The 24,876-nt window shown below is 39.0% G+C and carries 22 protein-coding genes; 7 read left to right on the top strand and 15 right to left on the bottom strand.

Translation table 11 applies throughout. The features are described from left to right. Positions 1-63: 63 nt before the first annotated feature. The 3 genes from DX522_RS03635 to DX522_RS03625 are packed head-to-tail and all read left to right on the top strand — an operon-like array spanning position 64 to position 3,577. A complete protein-coding gene (locus DX522_RS03635; protein ID WP_115179857.1) occupies positions 64-996 on the top strand; it encodes a sugar ABC transporter substrate-binding protein in 933 nt (310 codons plus the stop codon). A 60-nt stretch (positions 997-1,056) separates the two neighbouring features. Beyond that, complete coding sequence (locus DX522_RS03630; protein WP_115179856.1) at positions 1,057-2,568, top strand: sugar ABC transporter ATP-binding protein; 1,512 nt, start codon at positions 1,057-1,059, stop codon at positions 2,566-2,568. A gap of 55 nt (positions 2,569-2,623) precedes the next feature. Further along, positions 2,624-3,577, top strand: coding sequence for an ABC transporter permease (locus tag DX522_RS03625; RefSeq protein WP_115179855.1), 954 nt, complete (start codon positions 2,624-2,626; stop codon positions 3,575-3,577). 293 nt (positions 3,578-3,870) lie between these two features. Here DX522_RS03625 and iolG read toward each other — a convergent pair whose 3' ends face one another. Genes iolG through iolD form a run of 3 tightly spaced genes read right to left on the bottom strand, consistent with a single transcriptional unit; the run spans position 3,871 to position 7,779 of the window. Next, entirely contained in the window at positions 3,871-4,881 is a 1,011-nt protein-coding gene (gene iolG, locus DX522_RS03620; protein WP_115179854.1) for an inositol 2-dehydrogenase, read from the bottom strand. Positions 4,882-4,883: 2 nt separating this feature from the next. Continuing rightward, positions 4,884-5,780 carry a myo-inosose-2 dehydratase gene (gene iolE, locus DX522_RS03615; protein ID WP_115179853.1) on the bottom strand — a complete coding sequence of 299 codons (897 nt, stop codon included), beginning with the start codon at positions 5,778-5,780 and terminating at the stop codon, positions 4,884-4,886. Positions 5,781-5,832: 52 nt separating this feature from the next. Then, positions 5,833-7,779 (bottom strand): 3D-(3,5/4)-trihydroxycyclohexane-1,2-dione acylhydrolase (decyclizing), encoded by a 1,947-nt coding sequence (gene iolD, locus DX522_RS03610; protein ID WP_115179852.1) that lies wholly within the window; start codon positions 7,777-7,779, stop codon positions 5,833-5,835. A 309-nt stretch (positions 7,780-8,088) separates the two neighbouring features. On the opposite strand from iolD, the gene iolC reads away from it, so the two are divergent. Continuing rightward, positions 8,089-9,999: a bifunctional 5-dehydro-2-deoxygluconokinase/5-dehydro-2-deoxyphosphogluconate aldolase gene (gene iolC / locus DX522_RS03605; RefSeq protein ID WP_115179851.1), complete on the top strand. Its 1,911-nt coding sequence runs from the start codon at positions 8,089-8,091 to the stop codon at positions 9,997-9,999. A 37-nt stretch (positions 10,000-10,036) separates the two neighbouring features. Here the strand turns inward: iolC and DX522_RS03600 are convergent, their stop codons facing one another. The 5 genes from DX522_RS03600 to frdA all read right to left on the bottom strand — a co-directional run bounded on the left by DX522_RS03600 (position 10,037) and on the right by frdA (position 14,336). Continuing rightward, complete coding sequence (locus DX522_RS03600) at positions 10,037-10,876, bottom strand: MurR/RpiR family transcriptional regulator (RefSeq protein ID WP_115179850.1); 840 nt, start codon at positions 10,874-10,876, stop codon at positions 10,037-10,039. A gap of 120 nt (positions 10,877-10,996) precedes the next feature. After that, positions 10,997-11,341, bottom strand: a complete 345-nt coding sequence (gene frdD / locus DX522_RS03595) for a fumarate reductase subunit FrdD (RefSeq protein ID WP_049356147.1) — start codon at positions 11,339-11,341, stop codon at positions 10,997-10,999. Between the two features lie 11 nt (positions 11,342-11,352). Then, positions 11,353-11,763 (bottom strand): fumarate reductase subunit FrdC, encoded by a 411-nt coding sequence (gene frdC, locus DX522_RS03590; RefSeq protein WP_115179849.1) that lies wholly within the window; start codon positions 11,761-11,763, stop codon positions 11,353-11,355. Between the two features lie 10 nt (positions 11,764-11,773). Continuing rightward, complete coding sequence (locus DX522_RS03585; RefSeq protein ID WP_115179848.1) at positions 11,774-12,544, bottom strand: succinate dehydrogenase/fumarate reductase iron-sulfur subunit; 771 nt, start codon at positions 12,542-12,544, stop codon at positions 11,774-11,776. After that, on the bottom strand, positions 12,537-14,336 hold the full coding sequence (frdA, locus tag DX522_RS03580; protein WP_115179847.1) for a fumarate reductase (quinol) flavoprotein subunit: 1,800 nt from the start codon (positions 14,334-14,336) through the stop codon (positions 12,537-12,539). The genes DX522_RS03585 and frdA overlap by 8 nt, the downstream gene beginning before the upstream one ends. Positions 14,337-14,616: 280 nt before the next feature. Here frdA and epmA point away from each other — a divergent pair, with 280 nt between their 5' ends. Both epmA and DX522_RS03570 read left to right on the top strand, forming a co-directional pair. After that, complete coding sequence (gene epmA, locus DX522_RS03575; RefSeq protein WP_115179846.1) at positions 14,617-15,600, top strand: elongation factor P--(R)-beta-lysine ligase; 984 nt, start codon at positions 14,617-14,619, stop codon at positions 15,598-15,600. Positions 15,601-15,859: 259 nt separating this feature from the next. Further along, positions 15,860-16,903, top strand: a complete 1,044-nt coding sequence (locus DX522_RS03570) for a porin (RefSeq protein ID WP_115179845.1) — start codon at positions 15,860-15,862, stop codon at positions 16,901-16,903. A gap of 398 nt (positions 16,904-17,301) precedes the next feature. Here DX522_RS03570 and hemH read toward each other — a convergent pair whose 3' ends face one another. Together hemH and DX522_RS03560 are read right to left on the bottom strand one after the other, a co-directional pair. Next, on the bottom strand, positions 17,302-18,273 hold the full coding sequence (hemH, locus tag DX522_RS03565) for a ferrochelatase (RefSeq protein WP_115179844.1): 972 nt from the start codon (positions 18,271-18,273) through the stop codon (positions 17,302-17,304). Beyond that, the gene (locus DX522_RS03560) at positions 18,270-18,689 is read right to left on the bottom strand and encodes a hotdog fold thioesterase (RefSeq protein ID WP_115179843.1); all 420 of its coding nucleotides are present in this window, start codon (positions 18,687-18,689) and stop codon (positions 18,270-18,272) included. Before DX522_RS03560 ends, hemH begins: the two co-directional genes overlap by 4 nt. Before the next feature lie 252 nt (positions 18,690-18,941). Here DX522_RS03560 and gorA point away from each other — a divergent pair, with 252 nt between their 5' ends. Continuing rightward, complete coding sequence (gene gorA / locus DX522_RS03555; protein ID WP_115179842.1) at positions 18,942-20,312, top strand: glutathione-disulfide reductase; 1,371 nt, start codon at positions 18,942-18,944, stop codon at positions 20,310-20,312. Positions 20,313-20,365: 53 nt separating this feature from the next. Here the strand turns inward: gorA and DX522_RS03550 are convergent, their stop codons facing one another. The 5 genes from DX522_RS03550 to DX522_RS03530 form a co-directional block, all read right to left on the bottom strand. Further along, positions 20,366-21,184, bottom strand: a complete 819-nt coding sequence (locus DX522_RS03550) for an IS3 family transposase (RefSeq protein ID WP_262054279.1) — start codon at positions 21,182-21,184, stop codon at positions 20,366-20,368. Further along, entirely contained in the window at positions 21,172-21,525 is a 354-nt protein-coding gene (locus tag DX522_RS03545) for a helix-turn-helix domain-containing protein (RefSeq protein ID WP_115179840.1), read from the bottom strand. The genes DX522_RS03550 and DX522_RS03545 overlap by 13 nt, the downstream gene beginning before the upstream one ends. Before the next feature lie 102 nt (positions 21,526-21,627). After that, positions 21,628-22,455, bottom strand: a complete 828-nt coding sequence (locus DX522_RS03540; RefSeq protein ID WP_115179839.1) for a class II glutamine amidotransferase — start codon at positions 22,453-22,455, stop codon at positions 21,628-21,630. A gap of 220 nt (positions 22,456-22,675) precedes the next feature. Then, entirely contained in the window at positions 22,676-23,992 is a 1,317-nt protein-coding gene (locus DX522_RS03535; RefSeq protein WP_115179838.1) for an MFS transporter, read from the bottom strand. Positions 23,993-24,006: 14 nt separating this feature from the next. Continuing rightward, positions 24,007-24,714 carry a 7-cyano-7-deazaguanine/7-aminomethyl-7-deazaguanine transporter gene (locus tag DX522_RS03530; protein ID WP_115179837.1) on the bottom strand — a complete coding sequence of 236 codons (708 nt, stop codon included), beginning with the start codon at positions 24,712-24,714 and terminating at the stop codon, positions 24,007-24,009. Positions 24,715-24,876 lie beyond the last annotated feature (162 nt).

The raw sequence follows: 24,876 nt of genomic DNA, 5'->3' as shown, positions 1-24,876 counted from the left end.
TAACGGAAGGGTGATCACCCTTCCGGTTAAAGCTAAAGAGATTTATTAATGGAGGGATGAACAATGTTAAAAAAGGTATGCCTTTTAGTTATTAGTCTCTTTTTTGCCCCAGTTATTTTAGCCAAGTCGATAGTAGTTGGTGTTTCAATGTATAGCCTCGCAGATAAATATCCCACTTATTTGCAGGATTCCATGGATAAGTTTGTCGCCTCCCAATCTAATCTTAAATTTAAATATGCCGATGCGAATGGCGATCCCGCCAAGATGTTAAATGATGTGGAAAATTTTATTGATTCGAAGGTCGATGCTTTGATCATTATGCCAACAGATCAAAAGATCGTAAAAGCCATTGGATTAAAAGCAAGGAAAGCGAAGATTCCTTTAATTGTGGTGACAGTGAAACCGAATGAAGAAGACATGCAATACGTAGCGAGCTACGTTGGTTCTGAAGAAATTAAAAGTGGTGAAATGCAAGGCGAATTTATTGTTAATTCATTGAATGGTAAACCAGCTAAAGCCATTATTTTACTTGGACCGTTGGGGTTAGAAGCTCAAATTAAACGAACAGAGGGTAATAAAAAGATCTTTGCTCAACATCCTGAAATTAAAGTGGTCGCAGAACAAGAGGCAAAATGGGATAGAGCTAAGGGAATGGAAGTCGCAGAAAATCTGCTTTCAGCTCACCGAGATGCAAATGTAATTCTGAGTAATAATGATGAAATGGCGATAGGGGCTTTATTAGCTGCGAAGAAACTCGGCTTCAAAGATGAAGACATGCTCATTGTAGGAATTGATGCAACACCAGATGCTTTAGCTTATTTAGGTAATGGCTTGGATGCTACCGTTTATCAATCTGCATCAGGACAAGGTCGATTGAGTGCAGAAATGGCCTACAAGGCTGCGCTTGGTGAAGAGATTTCCAAATATAACTGGATTCCTTTTGAATTGGTTACCCCAGAAATGAAGGAACTATATGTCAACAAATATAAGGAGTAAATTGACCGCACTTTATAACGTTATTTCCGTATTTATTTTTATCGAGTCAAGGAGTTAAACATGACTAATAGTAATAGCTCAAATTCTCCCTATATTTTAGAAATGAGAAATGTATCGAAAACATTTCCTGGGGTTAAGGCATTAGATCAGATCAATCTCCGGGTCAAGCGTGGAAGTGTTCACGCTCTGATGGGAGAAAATGGAGCAGGTAAATCCACATTGATGAAAATTCTATATGGAATTTATATTCCTGATGAAGGTGGAGAACTTATTCTAGATGATAAACCTTTTAAACCGGGACGTCCTATTGATGCAATTCGTCGTGGTCTAACTATGGTGCCTCAGGAAATTTCTCCTGCTGCTAACTTGACGATTGCGGATAATTTTTATTTAGGTCGGGAAATAACGAAAGGTAAATTTTTCCTTAATCAAAAAGCAATGAATGAGCAAGCCTCCGCTATTTTAAAAGAGCTTGGCGTACCGATGGATGTGACAGAAAAAATGTCAGATGTATCAGTAGCAAAAGCTCAGCTAGTTGCGATTGCTACCGCTGTTTCCAACGATGCAAAAGTGATCATTATGGATGAGCCAACAACGGCATTAACAGAAAATGAAGTGGATCAACTTTATCGCATTATTGAAACAGTCAAAGCAAGAGGGATTGCGATTATCTTTATCTCTCACAAATTAGATGAAGTCTTTAGAGTATCTGATGAGATCACGGTAATTCGCGATGGTCAATATGTGGATACGAAGCCAACAAAAGAAGTAACCAAAGAACAACTCATTTCAATGATGGTTGGTCGTGATATGTCAGAAATGTTCCAACGTGAGCGTTTTGAGTTATCTGATGAGATTGTTTTAGAAATTAAACATTTTACTCGAGAAGGAAAATATCAAGATATTAATTTTGCTGTACGTAAAGGTGAGATCTTTGGTATTGCTGGATTAGTTGGTGCAGGTCGTTCAGAAATTGTAGAAGGTTTATTTGGTTATAAACCTGCGGATAGCGGTGAGATTTATATTAGAGGCGAGAAAGCGATTATTAATAATCCGCTAGATGCCATGAAGTATAAAATTGGCTTTGTAACTGAAGACAGAAAATTGACGGGCTTGTTTCTAAATTTGAGCATTACAGACAATATGATTATGCCGGAGATGTCGCCTTATTTAGAGAATTTTCTCGTATCTGTTGCAAGAGCACAAAAAACGGCAAATGAACAAAAAACAAAACTCAAAATAAAAGCGCCAAATGTGGATGTGATTACGAATAATCTGTCTGGCGGTAACCAACAAAAAGTATTGCTTGCTCGTTGGTTATTACTAGAGCCTGAAATTTTGATTTTAGATGAACCAACAAAAGGGATTGACGTCGGGGCTAAAGCTGAACTCTATAAATTGATGGTTGAGTTATCAAAACAAGGTAAAACGATCATTATGATTACGTCAGATATGTTGGAGCTTTTATCAATGAGTGATCGCGTCATGGTTATGCACGAAGGGCATCAAGTTGGCATCATTCCTCATGCAGAATTGACTCAAGAGCGAGTACTTGAATTGGCTTCGGGTTAGTGTCTATCAATTAGAATGGTTTATTTATTAAGATTAAAAAAATGAGAGGTTTATTATGGAAAACGTGACACTGAAGAAAATGATTAATGCGTATGGAATGGTCTTAATTTTAATTCTTCTCTTTTTGGCATTGTCTGTTTCAATAGACGGCTTTTTTTCAGCTAGAACAGTATGGAGTATTATCGAACAAGTATCCATGTTTGGTATTATTGCAATTGGGGTAACCTTCATCATTATCACAACGGGTATCGATCTATCATCTGGTTCTGTGGTGGCGCTTACAGCAGTCGTTTCAGCTTCAATTGTGACTGGTGGCGATAGTGTATCATCTGCGCTACTGGCGTTTGCCGCATCAATTTTAATTGGTGCTTTATTGGGATTGTTTAATGGTGGATTTACAGCGCTTGGTGGTATTCCGCCGTTTATCTCAACTTTAGGTATGATGATTATTGCACGTGGTGCCGCACAGCTTTACTCTGATGGTCGTCCAATTGATGCCTCTTCAGAAGCATTTACCTGGATTGCGGATATGAATATTTTTGGACTTCCAGGGCTGGTCTTGTTGTATATCTTAATTGTGATTGCTTCTCATATTTTACTTAGCCGTTCAACCTTTGGTCGTCATGTTTATGCAGTAGGTGGAAACCTGAATGCAGCTAAAATCTGTGGTATTAACACAAATAGAACATTAATTTGGGTTTATATTCTAGGTGGCGCATTATCTGGATTAGCAGGTGCTTTACTTGCATCTCGAACCTATGCAGGTAATCCATCTTACGGTTTGGCTTGGGAGCTTGATGCTATCGCCGCAGCAGTTATTGGTGGGGTTTCTTTAAGTGGTGGTTTTGGTACTATTCCAATGTGTGTGATTGGGGCTTTAATTATCGGTACCACCAATAAAGGCTTAAATATGCTAGGTGTGGATCCATACTGGCAACAAATTGTTAAAGGGGCAATTATTGTAATCGCAGTATTACTTGATACCTTAAAACGTCGCAAAAAAGGGTAATGTAGACAAATATCCATTGATTTCAGAAAAGGCTACCTATGGTGGCCTTTTTTATTAGTATTAAAATTTAAAGCATAAAGAGAATGCATATATGCGTTTTTATTAAGAAAAGTGCGGTCAAAAAAGAGGGTGTTTTTGAAATGTGTAGTAATTATCTGAAATGCTAGGTGGACTTATTGGAAACTAAATCTCTATGGTAAATAAGGGAATGTTTCTCACCATTTTTTGTCGTTTTAGGATATAAAAAAGACCTAAATTTCTTTAGGTCTTTTTCCATCTTTATATGTTTAGTTCTAAGCAATTTCTGCTAATTTGACTGGGCGTCCTTCATCTAATGAACGTTTAGCCGCAAGTGCGATAATCACTGGTTGTAACCCATCATTACCATTCACTAAAGTTGGTTTGTCGTTTACTACGGAATCAACAAAACAAGCCATTTCATCAGCAAAAGATTGCATATAACGTTCTAAGAAGAAGTATTTAGGTTTCTCGGCAATCACACCTGCTTCACAGGAATAAACCGCAGTAGAATCGGTATCATTGCGAGTTTGCACCGCACCTTTTGAGCCGAATACTTCAGCTCGTTGATCGTAACCGTAAACAGCTTTTCGACTATTATCGATCACACCAATAGCATCGTTAGCAAGTTTTAAGGTGATAACAGCCGTATCGATGTCGCCAGCTTTACCGATTTCTGGATTGACCAGCACACCACCAGCTGCGTACACTTCTACAACCTCACTACCAGATAAATAGCGAATCATGTCGAAGTCGTGAATGGTCATGTCGAAGAACATTCCACCAGATACTTTTACATATTCAATTGGTGGTGCATCAGGGTCACGCGAGGTTACTCGAATTAAGTGCGGTTCACCAATATCACCATTTTCTACACGAGTTTTAATCGCTTTGAAGTTATGGTCAAAGCGGCGATTAAAGCCAACTTGGAATTTCACGCCAGCTTTCTCCACTTCAGCTAACACCTCTTTGATACGATTGACATCTGCATCAACAGGTTTTTCGCAGAAAATGTGTTTGCCTGCTCGAGCAGCTTCAATAGAAATAGGTGCATGGGTATTAGTAGAAGAACAGACTAATACGGCATCAATTTCCGGATCTTGTAGAATTTGTTTGTAATCCTCATAAACATGAGCAATGCCCATGCCTTTTGCCCATTGTTTGAGCTCATCCGTTACTCTAACGTCAGAAATTGCTTTAATTTCAGCGCCCTTCACATATTTTGTAATACTTTCAGAATGTACTCGACCAATACGACCGGCGCCGATAATACCTACTTTAATCATAATTAGATCCCCGCTGTTTCTTTAATGTATTTACGGCCTTTGACGGCGTATTCAAATGGGTTAGCGATGGCAGGGTCTTGTTCTGCCTCAACCACCATCCAGCCTTTATAATTGTGTTTTTCAAGAATATCAAAAATTGGTCTGAAATCGATTACACCATCACCTGGTACGGTGAATGTGCCTTTTCGAACACCTTCTAAAAAGCTAAGATCATTTGCTTTTACTTCAGCAACAACTTCATCACGCACATCTTTTAAATGCACGTGGCAAATTCGGTCTATGTATTTTTCTAATACGTCTAGCATCGCTTTTTGTGAGCCTTCAGAATAATAGATATGACCTGAATCAAATAACAAATACACGTCATCGTTAACGACAGCCATATATTTATCAATTTCAGCCGGAGTTTGAATACCTGTACCCATGTGATGATGCAGGCATACTTTCATCCCTTTTTCAGCTGCTAATTTGGCTAGTTCATTATAGCCCTCTGCAAGGAGTTGCCATTCTTCTTCAGTAAAAACAGTTTTTTCTTTAAAAACAGCTTTTGTTGTGCCTTGGATACTACGGCTTTGTTCAGAACAGCCAATAACCTTAGCTCCCATAGCATGAAGGAAATCTCGATGTTTAATGAATTCTTTGATCGTTTCTTCTTTTTTGCCATCTACAAAAAAGGTACTAAACCAAGCATTACAAATTTGAATTCCACGAACACTCAATTTGTGTTTTAGTACTTCTACATCGCGCGGATATTTATTTCCGACCTCGCATCCAGTAAAACCGGCCAGCGCCATTTCACTAACACATTGTTCAAAGGTATTTTCTTTGCCAAGATCAGGCATATCATCGTTAGTCCAACCAATTGGCGCAATACCTAATTTCACGTTTTCTGTTTTCATAGTTTTTCCTTCTCGAAAGAGTAGTTAAATTGGAGATAAATCAAATCTTTGACTAATAACGTCTTGCTTCGTTAATGTGTTTCACACTATTCTCATGAGCTTTACGGATAGTCTCTTTTTCAGAAACCTCTGCTACGCCGACGTGCCACCAACTGCCATAACCATGTATCATGGTTTTTGGTAGTACTTTAATATCAATTAAGGTGGAAACATTTTGTTTTTTAGCATCGGCTAAGGCAGTGTACAATTCTTCTTCTGTTGTGACTTTGTAGGTCTTACATCCGTAAGAGGCAGCGTTCATGGCAAAATCGACAGCTACGAATCCACCATCTAATTTGTTGGTTTGTGGATTTCTGAAACGGAATTCTGTCGCAAAGCTATCCATACCATTGCCGATTTGTAAGTTGTTAATACATCCGTTAGTCATATTGTCGAATAAAACGACGTTAATTTTTTTATTTTCTTGTACGGATGTGACAAGTTCAGAATGAAGCATCATATAAGAACCATCACCTAATAAGGCATAAACCTCTTTTTCTGGTTGAGCTAATTTTGCTCCTAAAGCCGCATTGACTTCATAGCCCATACAAGAATAGCCATATTCTAAATGGTAGGTATTTTCGCCTTTAGATTGCCATGCGCGTTGTAAGTCGCCAGGTAAGCTACCAGCCGCCCCTACAATGATATCGTTTTCACCTAAGGTCTCATTGAGAATACCTAGAACACGGCTTTGTGTTAAGCAAGATTGAGTAAGTTTAATAAACTCCTCATAAACTTTTTCTCGATCCAAGGCATCATTCACTTCTGGGATGAAATCTTTTTCAGTGTAAGTCGCGTGATAAATACGTTGTAATTCCTGTTTAAATTGCGTTTTAGCCTCACTAATTGAATTGCCCCACTGTGCACGATACCGATAACCTGTTGGCGATAGAAGTGCAGTGAGTTTTTCTAGGGTTTCTTTAGCGTCAGCTACCACTTGGACACCATCTAATTTATAGGCATCAAAACGAGCAACGTTAATATTTAGGAATTTCACCTCTGGATTTTGGAAGATCCATTTAGAGGAAGTTGTGAAATCTGTATAGCGAGTACCAATACCGATAATGAGGTCCGCCTCTTTTGCCAAGATATTAGCGGCTAAACAACCTGTTTCGCCTACGCCGCCCACATTCAAAACGTGTTCAGAAACAACCGCACTTTTACCTGCTTGTGTTTCTGCAAAAGGAATATGGAATGTTTCTGCAAAGTGTTTGAGTTGTTCTGCGGCTTCTGAATAACGCACACCACCACCACAAATAATTAATGGTTTTTTCGAACTAATAATAAGCTCAATAGCAGATTTCAACATCGGCTCCGTTGGTAGTGTTCTTTCAATTCTGTGAACCCGTTTTTGTAGAAAATATTCAGGAAAATCATAGGCTTCAGCTTGAACATCTTGCGGTAGAGCGAGAGTTACTGCCCCAGTGTCTGCAGGGTCGGTTAATACTCGCATGGCATTAATACAGGCAGTCATTAATTGTTCTGGGCGGCTAACACGATCCCAGTATTTGCTTACTGCTTTAAATGCATCATTTGTACTAATGCTTAAGTCGTGAAATTGCTCAATTTGTTGTAAAACAGGATCTGGTTGGCGGGTTGCAAACACATCACCTGGTAAAAGAAGAAGTGGGATACGATTGGCTGTTGCGGTTGCTGCGGCGGTAATCATATTGGCCGCACCAGGCCCAACAGAAGAGGTACAAGCATAAATTTTTTTACGTAGATTTTGTTTTGCAAAACCAATGGCCACATGAGCCATACCTTGTTCATTACGCCCTTGACGAACGATGAGATTACCGCTGTCTTGTTCTAATGCTTGACCAATGCCTAATACATTGCCATGTCCAAAAATACCAAAGATACCTTCAACGAATTTAGTGACTTTACCGTCAAACTCAATATATTGATTATCAAGGAATTTTATTAGCGCTTGTGCCACAGTTAGTCTTACAGTTTTCATTGTAATCTCCTTTTAGGGTAACTTGCATTAGTGCTAGTATATAAGCATTCTTCTAATTTTAAATATTTTTGAAATAAAAATTTCATTTTTGAGACATAGATCAAACTTTTTTTAGCACGAGAATCCGATTTTATAAATGAAGGTTAGACTGCGTATTAAACAGGATTGTTTTAGATGTAGTAGAACAGTTTTTAGATATTGATTTTGTGATTAATGTCTAAAAAATGAAATTTCGTTATTGCTTTTTTTGAAATATATGTTTCAATTTGTGTTAGCGAAGCAACTTTATTAATTAGAAGGAATGGCATTATGAAAACGGTAGAAAAAACACTAGACCTCATTTGTCTCGGTCGAGTAGCTGTTGATCTTTATGCACAACAAATTGGTGCGAGATTAGAAGATGCATCTTCTTTTTCCAAATATCTAGGTGGATCTTCAGGTAATGTTGCCTATGGAACTGCTGTGCAAGGTGTGAAATCCTCAATGCTAGCACGTGTTGGGGATGAGCATATGGGCCGTTTCTTGCGTGAAGAATTACAGCGTGTTGGCGTAGATACCAGTCATCTCATTACGGATAAAGAACGCCTAACCGGACTTGTCATTTTAGGTATTAAAGATCAGGACACATTCCCATTAATTTTCTATCGTGAAAATTGTGCTGATATGGCTATTACAAAAGAAGACTTTGATGAAAGCTATATTGCCTCAGCGAAAGCATTAGCTATAACAGGGACTCATTTATCCCACCCGAAAACCAGGGAAGCCGTGTTAACCGCATTAGAATATGCAGGTAGAAATAATACAAAACGTTTGTTAGATATTGATTATCGCCCGGTATTATGGGGACTCACTTCTCTTGGTGATGGTGAAACTCGCTTTATTGATTCAGAAGCGGTAACGAAATCCTTACAAGAAGTATTACATCATTTTGATGTACTCGTGGGTACCGAAGAAGAATTCCATATTGCTGGCGGTTCAACCGATACATTAACCGCACTTAAAAATGTACGTAAGTTCAGCCATGCAGTTTTGGTTTGTAAACGTGGCGCATTAGGCTGTTCAGTATTTGAAGGGGATATCCCTGATGATTTGGATGGTGGATTAAATGTTTATGGCGTGAGAGTGGAAGTATTGAACGTGCTTGGTGCAGGTGATGCATTCATGTCAGGCCTCATTCGAGGTTACATTAATAATGAAGGCTGGGAACAATCTTGTCGTTATGCCAATGCGTGTGGTGCATTAGTGGTGTCTCGCCACGGTTGTGCTCCAGCGATGCCAACAAAAGCCGAGTTAGATAATTACTTAGCTCGTGCACAATCAGTCCCTCGTCCAGATTTAGATCCTCAACTGAATCATTTGCATCGAGTCACTACCCGAAAAGCAAAATGGGATAATTTATGTATCTTTGCTTTTGATCATCGCAAACAGTTAGTTGATCTCGCTGAGAAATGTGGTGCAGATGTCAAACGAATTCCTAAATTGAAACAACTTCTCTTACAAGCAGCTGAAAGAACAGCACAGGAAGAGGGAATTTATGATGGACAAGCAGGAATTCTTGCCGATACTACTTTTGGTCAAGCCGCACTAAATGAAATTACCGGTAAACATTGGTGGATTGGACGTCCAATTGAACTTCCAGCTTCTCGCCCATTACGTTTGGAATATGGTGATTTAGGTAGTCAATTAGCAAGCTGGCCACAAGAACATGTGGTGAAATGTTTGGTCTTTTACCATCCGAAAGACAGTATTGAAATGAAAACAGAGCAAGATGCAACATTAAAACAAGTGTATCAAGCTTGCTGTCGAACAGGACATGAATTGCTATTAGAAGTGATTTTACCTTCAGATATGGAACAAAATGAAGAATACTATGCTGAAATTATTACGCATTTCTATCATTTGGGCATTAAACCAGATTGGTGGAAATTACCAGGTGTTTCAGCGAAAGCTTGGGCGCATATTAGCGAAGTCATTCAAGCAAATGATCCATATTGCCGTGGAATCTTGATTTTAGGTTTGGATGCACCGGAAGATAAGTTTAAAGCAGTATTTGATGCATCAGCTAATGCACCTTTAGTCAAAGGTTTTGCTGTAGGACGAACAATTTTCGGGCAACCATCAGGAGATTGGTTAAGTGGAAAATTAACAGATGATGGGCTTGTTGCTGAAGTGAGTGAAAGATACAGAAGACTCATTAAGCTTTGGAAATCTCGTCAATAATTGTAAATGTAAAATGCCTCATATTGGGGCATTTTTATTATTTGGTGTTTTTATCTTTTTCTTTTTCTAAACCTAATACAATAGCAAGTGTTTGCACGAGGGTCATTGTTGAGCATTGAGAACGGAAGCCGAGTACTTGTGCTTCTTTGATAACAAATGCAATATCACTAAATGCGAGTAATGGACTAATTTGGCTATCCGTAATAGAAATTTGTTTAACTCCTTTTTTAGCACAAACCTTACTAATATTAACTGTTTCAGCTGCATAAGGTGAAAAACTAATGGCAACAACAACATCTCCTTCTTTGACTTGATTAAGCTGCTCATCAAACATTCCACCTAATCCATGAATTAAAAAAGAACGACAATCTAAGTGTTGTAAGGCATAGTTTAAATAGCAGGCAGCACTAAAAGAACGCTTTAATCCAATGATAAAAATATTATTGGCCTCTTTGAGGATTTTGGCTGCTTCATGAATTTGTTCATTTGTAGTTTGTTCAGCTAACTGATGTAACGCTTGGCTATTAGCTTGTGAGAAAATAGTCAAAATATCTTCTGGTGATTCTTCACCTTCTGATTTAGCAATTTTATGTGAAAGTTGAAGTCTTTCCGTGTAATTAGTGGTCTTTTCCATAAGATTCTCACGGAAGATTTGTTTCATTTCGTTAAAACCGGAAAAACCGAATTCAGAAGCAAAACGAATAAGCGTTGAAGGAGGAACATCAGCCTTTTCTGCAATAACGGCAACGGTATCAAAAACAATACTGTCACTATTATCTAAGATATATTTTGCAACTTGTTTAAGTCTTTTACTTAAACTATCGTAACGAGTTTGTATTTCTGTTTGTAAATTGGTTAATTGAGATTTTTCTTTCATATAAAGTTATTTTTAGAATAAATGTTCGCAGATCTTATAGATATGAACGAAAAATTCAAGAAAAAAGTGCGGTCATTTTTTTGACCGCACTTTTATTTATCCATTTAGTGTTGTTTTAAATTACAAACCTAATACAGCAAATAACACCCAAATTGTGTAAATCATTGCCAAACCGTAAAAGATAAATCCGCCTGCTGGCACGTGAATCTTAAGATCGTGCATCGCATGATGGATACGGTGTAAACCACACCACATTGGGAAAATGGTTAAAACTAAGATAACTAATTTTCCGATCCAAGAATAAGCGAATGTAATTAAGTTATGTGGATCAATTAATCCAAATGGTAACAATAAACCAAGGATTAAGATTACCACTGGGAAGAAAATCGCACTGACAGTTCCGCCAGCACCAAACATCAACCATACTGGTGGTTCACCAGAGCGTTTTGGATTTTGTTCGACCATTTTTTCTCTCCCTACATATAAACTAAAATTAATGCGACAACACTAACCACAGCTGTAACTACCCAAAGTGCATTTCTTAACACGTGATGTGGTAAACGCTCATTTTTAACAATGATGTTCATCACTTTTGGGGTCATCACGAAATAAGTTGCAGTGTGATATAAGGTCGCAATTAATGTGATGATATTTAAGAACACCACAATTGGATTTCTTAAGAAGCCAATGAAATCAACAATACCTAAGCCAGGTACAGGATTGCTTGCAAGGCAAAGTACGCCATAAAGCAATACGATACAGAACCATACAGCAAAGATAGAGGTTGCTTCACGCACCATATAAGCTTTGTAGAAATCCAATTTTTGCCACCAAGTAGCCATCATTGGGCGAACATATTTTTTGCGTTTACTTACTGTTACTGACATATTCTTCCCCTTAGCCTTTTGGTTTTAGCATTGAGATAACATAATCTTTGGCACTTTCCACTTTGCCTTGGTTGATTGCTGAAGCTGGATCCACGTGTTTTGGACACACTTCAGAACAATAACCAACGAAAGTACAGCTCCAAACACCGTTTTTACCATTTAATAATGGCATACGTTGTGCTTTACCATGGTCACGGTTATCAAGGTTGTAACGGTGCGCCATTGTAATCGCTGCAGGGCCTAAGAATTCAGGGTTTAAACCAAATTGCGGACAAGCGGCATAGCATAAGCCACAGTTGATACACATTGAGAATTGACGATATTTTTCAAGCTGTGCCGGCGTTTGTTTAGTACGGCTTACTTGCAATTCTTTCGATGGATGTGGTTTGCCATCTAATGCTGGCGCTTCGTTGCCAATAATATAAGGTTTAATTGCCTCTAAACTTTCGATAAAGTGGCTTAAATCAACCACTAAGTCGCGTTCAATAGGGAAGTTTGCTAATGGTTCAATACGCATGTGGCCACTGTAATCACGTAAGAACGTTTTACAAGCCAATTTTGGTTTGTTATTGACCATCATCCCACAAGAACCGCAGATCGCCATACGGCAAGACCAACGATAAGAAAGAGACGGTTCAAGTTTATCTTTAATGTAACCCAACGCATCTAAAAGAGAGGTTTGGTTATCATAAGGTACTTGATAAGAGCTTAAATGTGGCTCTTGAGCGTTTTCTGGGTTGTAGCGTAATACTTCTACAGTCATTACCGGTGAATTAGCCATTTGCTTGCTCCTTAGCTTTCGCAGCCGCTTCTGCCGCTTCTGCTTCCGCACCATAAACACGTTTTGCTGGTTGAGATTTAGTGATTTTCACCGGACTGTATTCAATACGCGGTGCATCATCGCCATTGTAGTAAGCAAGGGTGTGTTTTAAATAATTCACATCATCACGTTCAGTGTAGTCTAAGCGTTGGTGTGCACCACGAGACTCTTTACGTTCAATTGCAGAGTTGGCAATAGATTGTGCCACATCAAGGATGTAACCTAATTCTACAGTGTAAAGCACATCGGTATTGAATACGCTTGAACGGTCTGCAACACGAATACGTTTATAACGTTCTTTAAGCTCAGCAATTTTATCTACTGCTTTTTGCATGCTTGCTTGGTCACGGTAGATACCACAACCTTCTTCCATCACAGTACCCATTTCGTCACGGATTTCAGACCAAGACTCATTACCTTCTTGGTTATAAAGTGCTTCAAGGCGAGCCACAACATCTTGAGCTTGTGCATCAACTGCTGCACGGTTTGCAGGTTGTGCTTCTGCTGCACGTTGTGCGGCATATTCACCTGCAACACGGCCTAAAACCACTAATTCTGCAAGCGAGTTAGAACCTAAACGGTTTGCACCATGTAAGCCAGAAGACGCACATTCACCCACAGCAAATAAACCTTTAATGCGAGTTTCGCTGTTGAAATCCACTTCGATACCACCCATGGTGTAGTGAACAACCGGGCGAACAGGAATTGGTTCATTAACTGGGTTTACACCTTCATAAGCACTTGCTAATTCACAAATGAATGGAAGACGTTCATGTAAATATTTTTCACCTAAGTGACGTAAGTCAAGGTGAACCACATCAACACCTTTTGCTGTTTTTAAGGTGTTGCCTTTTTTCCATTCTTGCCAGAAAGCTTGTGAAACTTTATCACGTGGACCAAGTTCCATATATTTGTTTTCAGGTTTACCGATTGGGGTTTCAGGGCCTAGACCATAATCTTGTAAATAACGGTAGCCGTTTTTATTCACTAAGATACCGCCTTCACCACGACAACCTTCAGTCATTAAGATACCGGTGTTTGGTAAGCCGGTTGGGTGATATTGGACGAATTCCATATCACGAAGAGGAACACCGTGACGATATGCCATTGATAAACCATCACCAGTTACGATACCGCCGTTGGTGTTGAATTTAAATGCACGACAACCACCACCAGTTGCAATCACAACCGCATTTGCGTTGATTTGAACAAGTGTGCCTTCCATCATATTCATCGCTACCATACCGCGGGCATGGCCATCATCAACTAAGATGTCTAAAACGAAGTGCTCGTCAAAACGCTGAATTTGTGGATATTGAATGGATGTTTGGAAAAGAGTATGTAATAAGTGGAAACCGGTTTTGTCTGCCGCGAACCAAGTACGTTCGATTTTCATCCCACCGAAACGACGCACGTTCACATCGCCATCTGCTTTACGGCTCCAAGGGCAACCCCAACGTTCAAGTTGAGTCATTTCCACTGGAGAATGTTCAACGAAGTATTCCACCACATCTTGTTCACATAACCAGTCACCACCGGCAACGGTATCGTGGAAGTGTTTATCGTAGGAATCTTCCTCTTTAATTACTGCGGCCGCACCACCTTCTGCTGCAACCGTATGGCTACGCATAGGATAAACCTTAGAAACTAATGCGATCTTTAAGTTAGGGTTTGCTTCTGCTGCTGCAATTGCTGCACGTAAACCGCCGCCACCGGCACCAACAATAGCAATATCGACATTAACCGTTTGCACGATATCCTCCAATCATATAGAAAGTAAAAAAATAAAACGCTCTAAATTAATAGGGACATGCGGTAATTCTGCCACTTTTGTTTACAAATTAGTAACTTTTTTTTCTGGAATAAACGGACAAAATACTAAAAGTGTGATCTAACTCAAAAAAGTTAGTTTTTTTACATTTCTTAGATGATAACCGTTTGCGTTTATGAATGATTTAGTCGGATTATTGAGTTAAAAATCACTCTTGTTTACAATAGCCTAATTCATTTTAAACGTGAAAAACGGAGAAAAAATGACCGCACTTAGCGATAAAAAAACAGAATGGCAACCCTCCGCCTCAATTAAAAATTTATTGGTGCGTGCCAAAATCATAGCTGAAATTCGCCAGTTCTTTACTGAACGTGGATTATTAGAAGTTGAAACCCCTGTTTTAAGTGAGTTTGGCGTAACGGATCTTCACCTTTCTACCTTTAATACAGAATTTGTTGCCCCTTTTGATGAGCTGTCGAAAACGCTCTGGCTTTCTACCAGCCCGGAATATCACATGAAGCGTTTATTGGCGGCAGGCAGTGGACCGATTTTTCAAATTGGTAAAGTGTTTCGTAATGAAGAAGCAGGCAATCGCCATAATCCCGAATTCACCATGCTTGAGTGGTATCGACCGCACTTTGATATGTATCGTCTGATAAATGAAGTGGATGATTTGCTGCAACAGATCCTCGATTGTAAACCGGCAGAAACCTTAAGTTACCAATTTGTCTTTCAAGAATATGTAGGATTAGATCCATTATCAGCGACTCGTCAAGAATTAGTAGAGGCTGCACGCAAACACAATTTTATGGCAGATGAAGATGAAGATCGTGATACTTTACTACAATTTTTATTCAGTGAAGTGGTAGAGCCTAAAATCGGACAAGAAGTGCCTGTTGCCGTTTATCATTTCCCTTCTTCCCAAGCCGCGCTTGCACAACTTAGCCCAGAAGATAGCCGAGTGGCAGAACGTTTTGAGTTCTATTATAAAGGCTTAGAGTTAGCCAACGGTTTCTATGAGCTCACCGATGCGCGTGAACAGCAACACCGCTTTGAGCAAGACAACCGACTACGCGAAAAAGCAGGCTTGCCACGACGTGAAATTGATCATCGTTTACTGGCAGCATTGCAAGCAGGAATTCCGAATACATCAGGTGTCGCTTTAGGTGTGGACCGTCTAATTATGATTGCATTAGGCGCTGAAAGTATTAAAGAAGTGATTTCATTTTCGGTGGAATGTGCTTAGGTTTATCGAAAAATATAGATAAATGTATAGTGAAAATTCTGAAAAGTTCGATCTATCAGGTTGTTTTTTGCTTAAAAAACAACCTTTTTTATTTTAAAAATGTGATCTTGATCCAATTTTAGAACATTGCTTGGGATATTCCATTGACACTATAGGTTTATTTTGTAATATTTGCGGTGTCTATTTCGGAGATTGAACTTTTTTATGAAAAATTGTTTCAATCAAAAATCATCGGTAACAACCAAAAGGAATAACAATTATGAAAAAGACACTAGCAGCATTAATCGTTTCTGCAGTTGCCGCTTCAGCAGCAAACGCAGCAGTAGTTTATGATAACGAAGGTACTAAAGTTGAATTAAACGGTTCTCTTCGTTTAATTATGGAAAAAGCGGATAAAAAAGTGTACGACGCCGCTAACCACTCAAGCAAAAAAGCTAACTCTGCTTTACGTAATGCAGGTTCACGTTTCGGCATCACTGTAAAACATAACTTAGATAACGATTTCTATGCATTAGGTCGTGTAGAGTTCCGTTTTGATGATACAACTTCTCGTGATAAATTCGGTGGTGTCTATGCTAAACGCGCTTATGTAGGTTTAGGTAGCAAAGCAATCGGCGAGCTCAAATTCGGTCGTCAATTAACTATCGCGGATGATTTGAGTCAAGCAAATGACTATGAATATGGCTTTATTCCAAAAGAAGAATATATCCCAACTGCGGGTACGGGAGTAGTTCGTTATGACTATAAAGGTATTGAAGGTTTACAATTAAGTGCAAACTATAACTTTGGTCAAAAAAATAATGAAAAAGGCAAATTGCTTGATACACCTATCAAAAATGCTTACGCTGTAGGTGCATTATATACAGCAGGTGATTTAGATGCGCGTTTCGCTTATGGTCACACTAACTTTGAAACTGGTGCAACATATAAACACCGTGTAGATGGTTTCTTAGCATCATTAGGCTATAAATTTGGCGATTTCACATTAACTGGTGACTTCGGTTATGGCCATGAAAAAGAAAATGATGCAAAAACAAACAAATTCTATGTCTCTCCTGGTTTCGCATATCAAGTAACTCCAGCATCTCAAGTATATGGTAACTACCTATATGAACGCGTGAAAGGCGAAGCTGATAAAGATAAAACTCACGGTTTCTTACTTGGTGCAGACTACAAACTTCATAAACAAGTCGTAGTGTTCTTAGAAGGTAAATACGTAACAACTAAATCTTACACTAATGATACTTATACTGGTAAAGTTAAAGACAGAGCTATCGGTGTAGGTATGCGTGTATTCTTCTAATCTTTGATTAGATAAGAATCTTAAAAGGCGAATCGAAAGGTTCGCCTTTTTGTTTGAGTTTTAAATCTCCCCAAACCCCTCTTTACGAAAGAGGGTCTTTTTTATGAGTTACTTTTAATCTTGTATTGGGAATATTTTAAGGAAGAACTAAGAACGGAGAGTGTTTATTTGCTATTAAGATTCCCCTCTTTCGTAAAGAGGGGGCAGGGGGAGATTTAACTATTCCAATTTATCGAAAATTAATCTTCCCAACTCCTCTTTACAAAAGAGGGCTTTTTTATGATGTTGCTTTTAGTGGTTTTATTGGAAACATATTTGAGAGAGTTAAGAACAAAAAGCATTTATTTGCCAATAAAATACCCCCTCTTTTGTAAAGAGGGGGCTAGGGGGATATTTAACTATTTCAACTTATCCAAAATCAATTTCCCCATCATTTCAATATGGGCTTTTTCAGCATTCAATGCGGGGATATAGTGATAAGACACACCACCATGATTTAAGAATGTTTCTTTATTTTCAACCTCAATTTCTTCTAAGGTTTCTAAACAATCTACAGAGAAGCCAGGACAGATCACGGCTATTTTTTGAATCCCTTGAGAAGCGGCTTCTTCTAAAAAGTGATCCGTATAAGGTTGTAACCATTCTTCTCGGCCAAAACGAGATTGGAACGTCATATTCCATTGGTTTTCTGTGAGACCTAATTTATCCACAATGGCAATCGTGGTTTGTTTACAATGCTGACGATAATAATCGCCCATATTCTCATAACGTAATGGAATGCCATGATAAGAAAAAAGCAAAAACTCATCGGGTTTTAACCGCACTTTAATGGAGTCCACCAACGCATTAATGTAGTTTTCATCAAGATGATAAGAATGAATAAACTCAAAAGGCACAATATTGCGATCTTGTGCAATGGCTCGATTGAAAGCATCGATTAATGCGCCTGTTGTGGTGCTGGAATATTGTGGATAAAGCGGCAACACAATTATGCGTTCCACCTCATTTTTGAGTAAATTTTTGACCGCACTTTGCATTGATGGATTGCCGTAAGTCATGGCAATTTCGACTTGTGCATTGATCCCTTGTTCAGTCAAATAAGCTTGTAAACCCGCTTGTTGTTGCTTTGTAATGGCAAGCAGGGGAGAGCCTTGTTCTGTCCAAATAGATTGATAATTTCGTGCAATGCGTTTAGAACGCATAGGTAAAATAATGGCTTTTAAAAGGGGATACCATTTCCAACGAGGTAAATCTACCACGCGAGGATCCGTTAAAAATTCCCATAAATAACGAGAGATCGCCGCGGGTTGAGGGGCATCTGGCGTACCAAGATTCGCTAAAATGATGCCGATTTTTTTTGTTGTATTCATAAATGTTTGATAGAAAGCGTTAATCGAGAAACGCAACAGAGTTTATCTTCTTCATTGCGAATGTCAATTTGCCAAACATGAGTATTTTGACTTAAAGCAATTGGTGTTGCCTTTGCGGTAACAAAACCTTGTTTTACTGGTCGAAGATGATTGGCGTTGATATCTAATCCCAAGGCAACTTGCCTTTCTTCTATACAGAGAAATCCTGCCAATGAACCAATGGTTTCTGCTAAGGCAACTGATATGCCACCATGTAATAAACCAAAAGGCTGAGTGGTGCGATGATCAACGGGCATTTTTGCTTCAATCCAGTTTTCTCCTACAGCAGAAACTTCAATACCTAAATGTTCTATGGCACAGTTTTTACTCATTTCATTAAGTTGATTGAGTGTGAATGTTTTTTTCCAGATCGCCATGTAGGTTATTCCTTAGATAGGCTGATTATTTTTTGAGTTTTTTATCTTTTAAGATAATTCAATGCGGTTTATTTGCTAGAGTGCAAGTCAGCATTATAACGAAAATCTACTTTGTATGTTGAAATTTATGCTGAAAATGATCAATCCTCCCTTTTCATATAGACAATTCCAATTACATCAATTTATAGCTTTCTTCTTCATTTTTAGGCAAAATAGTAGAAAATTTTAATGAGTAAAAAAAGGATCATTACAATGACTAAACATTACGATTATATTGCGATTGGTGGTGGTTCCGGCGGGATTGCTTCAATTAATCGTGCGGCAAGCTATGGCAAAAAATGTGCGATTATCGAAGCAAAACACCTCGGTGGCACTTGTGTGAACGTAGGTTGTGTACCGAAAAAAGTGATGTTCTATGGCGCACAAATTGCAGAAGCCATTAATAGCTATGCACCCGCTTATGGTTTTGATGTAGAAGTGAAAAAGTTTGATTACGCGAAATTAGTCGAAAGTCGTCAAGCTTACATCAGTCGAATTCATACCTCTTACAATAATGTATTAGCGAAAAATAACGTGGATGTGTTTAATGGTTTTGCGCGTTTTAAAGATGCCAAAACGATTGAAGTGAGCTATGCAGATGGTTCAACAGAATTAGTGACTGCCGAGCATATCTTAATTGCGACGGGTGGTCGTCCAAGTATTCCAGCGGTAAAAGGCGCAGAATACGGGATTGATTCAAATGGTGTATTTGCTTTAAATGAGTTACCAAAACGTGTCGCAGTAGTAGGCGCAGGGTATATTGCCGTTGAATTAGCGGGTGTTTTAAATAGCTTAGGCAGCGAAACCCATTTATTTGTGCGCCAACATGCTCCATTGCGTAATCAAGATCCATTAATTGTCGAAACCTTAGTTGAAGTGTTAGCACAAGATGGTATCCAATTACATACTAAAGCGTTGCCTGAAGAAGTAGTGAAAAATGCGGATGGTTCGCTTACCTTGAAATTACAAGATGGCCGTAAAACCACAGTGGATACGTTAATTTGGGCGATTGGTCGTGAACCTGCAACAGATGTGATTAATCTTGAAGTAACAGGGGTGAAAACCAATTCACGCGGGCAAATTATTGTCGATAAATATCAAAATACAAATGTACCTGGTATTTATGCCGTAGGTGATATTATCGAAGGTGGTATTGAATTAACGCCAGTTGCTGTAGCAGCAGGTCGTCGTTTGTCTGAGCGTTTATTCAATAACAAACCGAATGAGCATTTAGATTACAATCTTGTGCCAACGGTTGTGTTCAGCCATCCGCCAATTGGTACAGTGGGTTTAACTGAACCGCAAGCGATTGAACAGTATGGTGAAGAAAATGTGAAAGTGTATAAATCCTCTTTCACGGCAATGTACACCGCTGTCACTGAACATCGTCAACCTTGCCGAATGAAATTAGTTTGTGTCGGCAAAGAAGAGAAAATCGTGGGCTTACACGGCATTGGTTTTGGTGTGGATGAAATGATTCAAGGTTTTGCTGTAGCAATCAAAATGGGCGCAACTAAAGCAGACTTTGATAATACGGTGGCAATTCACCCAACAGGTTCTGAAGAATTTGTGACAATGCGTTAATTGCAGATAAAGAAAGTGCGGTCAAAATGATCTGACCCCAAAAAATTAGACTGTTATTTAAAGGATTGTTTTCGATATTGTATCGGACTCAGTCCTTTTAATTTTAGTTGAATCCGTCGGTGATTATAGTAATCCAAATAATCTCTGACAGCATCAACTATCTCTTCTTTTGTTTTAAATTCCCGACCATAAAAACATTCTGTTTTTAATCGTCCAAAGAAACTTTCCATTGCGGCGTTATCTAAGCAATTCCCTTTTCTCGACATACTTTGAATGATGCCATGTTCAGCCAAGATTTGACGATAAGCTACCATTTGATATTGCCATCCCTGGTCTGAATGCAAAATGACACCACAAGCTTTATTTAATCCTTTGACGGCTTGCATTAACATGTCCTCTACTTTCGCCCAGTTTAGGGAATAGCTGAGATTATAGTAGACTACCTCATTGTTAAATAAGTCTAAAATTAGAGATAAATAGACTTTACTCCCATCTTTCGCCTTAAACTCGGTGATATCAGTTACCCATTTTTGTTTCGGGGCCGTTGCACTAAAATCGCGTTCAAGATGATTCGGTGCAATCACCCCTATCGTGCCTCGATAGGTGGTAAATTTCTTGCTTTTTCTTGACTGCACTTGAAGCCCAAGTGTCTGCATTAAACGTTGAACTTTTTTATGATTCACGCCTGGCAAGCTGGCATGAACACGTCGGTAGCCATAATCAGGATGATTGGCTTTGATGTGTTGAATGGTCTTTTTCAACAACTCATCCTTATCCGGTTTAATCTGAAGTTTCGCAAAAAACGTACTACGCGCTAACTGTGCAAAGCCTAAAAGCCATTTTAACGGATAGCGTGTTCTTAACCTTTGGATAATTTCTGTTGCTCGGCTTCATCCTGAAGTCTGAGCCTTCTCAACTCCTTTAGGTAGGCCACCTCCGCTTCAAGCTGTAAAATTCTCAGGCGTAAACGGTCTTCTTCAGTTTTGGGTGGCGGTGGCATTTTTGCATATTTGGGTTTCATCGGCGGTCGTCCTGATGGTTTACGGGGAATAAGTCCTTTTATGCCACTTTTTTCAAACCGTTTCAACCATGTCCCGACTAAGGCGTTGGAAGGAATATTGTAAAAACGCGCAGCTTCTCTAATACTCATTTTTCCATTCAAAATAGGTTGGAGAGCCTGTAATTTAAATTCGATTGTGTAGTGTTTACCCATAAAAAAATCTGCACCTCAATTGTTGGTTTGTTGAGTCCAACTTTTGGGGTGCAGATCAAAATCTCTGATGTTTTTGACCGCACTTTTTATTGTGATTTGTTATTAGGCTGCTGCTCGATTGCCTAATGTACCATCATCTTCCATTTCTTTAGCCACACCGACGACCTCAGCAATTTTGTCCCCTTCTTTGAAGAAAACAAACCCACCATGTTCCATTTTGACCCAAGGCTCATCTTTAGTGAGTGGGAAAGTCGTAATGATCGTGACTTTGTCGCCATCTTTCGCATAATCATTAAAATCGATGACGCCATCATCATCAATGCGGTGCGCTTTACCAAAAGGGGCTTTACGTGTTAAGTAATGCAAATTGGTTGAGCAGTGGGCAATCATCCATTCTCCGTTTGAAAGAATGAAGTTAAAGGTGCCTTTTTGTGAGAGCTCTTTAGTAATGTCTTGAATAGCTTCAAAAATTTCCATTTCAGACGGTTTACGACGGAAGCGATTTTTCAAATATTCCGCCATATAACAAAATGCCGTTTCTGAATCAGTTGAGCCAATAGGCTGGCAGAAACTTTCAGACATATCCGGTAAGTCTTTTAAATTACCGTTGTGAGCAAAGACCCAGTTTTGTCCCCAAATTTCACGAATAAAGGGATGGGTGTTTTCAATGGTGACACCGCCTTGTGTTGCCTTGCGAATGTGGGCAATCACATTGAGCGATTTAATGTTGTATTGTTTTACACAATCCGCAATCGGGGATTGAGATGCTGCATGGTTATCGCGAAAAATACGCACACCACGACCTTCAAAAAAAGCGATACCGAAGCCATCGGAATGGCAATCAGTAAGACCAGCACGACGACGGAAACCTTCAAAAGAAAAGACAATATCCGTCGGCGTATTGCAGTTCATTCCGAGTAATTGACACATAAATTCCTACAGCTTATTTTTATATTTTTTATAACCTTATAATGTGTGCAGATTTAACACCATAATGCGTTGAAATTCAAGATGGATCACAAAGGATTTTTAGAAGAAAATGTTACATAAAATAACTTGAGAATCTTTCTGATCTGAAGGCTATGGATGAGCACTTTATCAAGCAATAAAAAAGGCGTGTTTATCACGCCTTTTGCTATATTTTTTAAAATTATGCTTTAATTTCTGAGCGGCTTTTTAAGAAAAAGAGCGCAACGGTTGAGATAAGCATAACAAAGCCAACGCCAACATATAAACTCTGTTTGTCCCAGCCCATATCTAATAATTGCCCCGCAATCGTAGGGGCAAGAATCGCACCAATACGACCAATACCAATTGACCAACCCACACCGGTGCTACGAATATCTGCATCATAAGTAAGTGGGTTTAAGGTGTAAAGACCGCTGATACAACCATTCATGAGTGCGCCAACTAAAATACCGAATACCATCGCAACCCATAAAATGGATGAAGATAGGATAAAGGTAATGATCGCGGCGGAAGATAATATGGTGAATAAAATCAATACGCCGCGAGCCGTCCAACGGCTAGCCAGTAAGCCATAGATTAAGGCACCACAAGTACCACCTAATGAGATCATCATCCCTACGCTCACACTTTGTTCTGTTGTCATACCAGCTTCTTTTAATAAGGCAGGCGTCCATGAGCTAATAAAATAGAAACTGAACATAATAGCGAAGAAAGCTGTCCAGATTAGCAAAGTAGAATGTAAGTATTTTTCGCTAAATAATTGGCTAATAGGTAATTTAGTTTTAACTTTTTCTATTTTTTCAGGAAGTTTCCAATCACCGGCTAAACCAATTTTTTTTGCAATTAAATTTAACCGCACTTCAGCATTTTTAGGTTGTTTGGTTGTAAGGAAATCAATCGATTCGGGTAACCAAATAAATAAAACCACTAAAAGTAAACTGGTCAAGATAGCGCCCGCTAAAAACACAGAACGCCAGCCATATTCACCTTGCAACATCACGGCGAACATACCACCTAATACTGCACCGATACCAAAACCAGCAGCATAGACACTGATCGCAAAGCTACGCCATTTGCGAGAGGAATATTCGCTGGTGATCACGTTTGTGCCCACTAAAATACCGCCGACACCAAGACCAGTGATAACGCGCCAGAAACCGAGCCATTGATATTGTGAAATAAACGCAGAGCCTAACATACCGATAGCAGAGAGTGATACTGCCATTAATAACAATGGGCGGCGACCGATTTTATCTGCAAGTGGTGCAAGGAAAAGTGAGCCAGCAGTCATACCAAATAAGCCGGCACTTAATAAATAACCTAACTCAATCCCCGTGAGTCCAAATTCGCCACGAATGGCTGTTGCGGTGAAGGCGAGGGCTAATACATCGAAGCCGTCAAGTAAATTCATGATGGCAGCCATGACCACAATCATCCATTGATAAGCCCCCATTGGGCTTTGTTCTATTTTGGCTCTAAGAGAAAGCGTTTCAGTCATTTTATTTCCTTAAGTTAAGCAAACTGACGAGAGTTTGCGAGTGATTGAAGTTTACGTAAGATCATGCTCAGTACCACACCATAAGCAGGTACAAACAGGACAATACCGACAAATAATTTAAATAAGTAATCGACAAATCCAAGGCTAAACCAATGTTCTGCCATAAATGGATCACTACTTTTATAAAACGCGACACAAAAGAACATAAAGGTATCCGCAAGGGAACCAAATGTCATTGAGCTGCTTGGTGCTATCCACCACGTTTTTAATTGACGTAAGCGGTTGAATACTAACACATCTAATAATTGTCCGAAAACATAAGCACAGAAACTGGCGAACGCAATACGAAAAATAAACATATTGAATTCACTCAATGCACCTAATCCTTGATATTGTCCATTAGAAAAAACAACCGAAACAATGTAACTGACAATAAGCGCTGGAATCATCACAATAAAAATGATCCAACGGGCTTCTTTCGCCCCGAATACGCGAACCGTTAAATCAGTGGCTAAGAAAATGAATGGGAAGGTGAGTGTGCCCCATGTACTATGGAATGAAAAATCATCAGCAAAGCCAAGTGCGGTCAATTTTAAATTGATTTCAAATGGAATTTGAACGAAATAGTTACTGGCTGTGATGATGAAGATGTGAAATAAGCTTAATAAAATTAAAGCAAAACGTTTTTGTTGATCATTAAAGATTGGGGTATTAATTTTCATTTTAAGACCTTTTTAGTTGGTTAATCGGGGTAGGGAACCCGACAATAGAAATAAACTCGCCAAATTGGCGAGCCGTGAATGATACTAGAATCTGTTGGGATTGCAAGAAAGTGCGGTCAAAATTTAGGTATTTTGTTCATTTAATTTGAATAATAATGATAA

The organism is Haemophilus parainfluenzae (assembly GCF_900450995.1).
Taxonomy (GTDB): Bacteria; Pseudomonadota; Gammaproteobacteria; order Enterobacterales; family Pasteurellaceae; genus Haemophilus_D; species Haemophilus_D parainfluenzae_O.
This window is presented reverse-complemented; position numbering and strand designations above follow the sequence as displayed.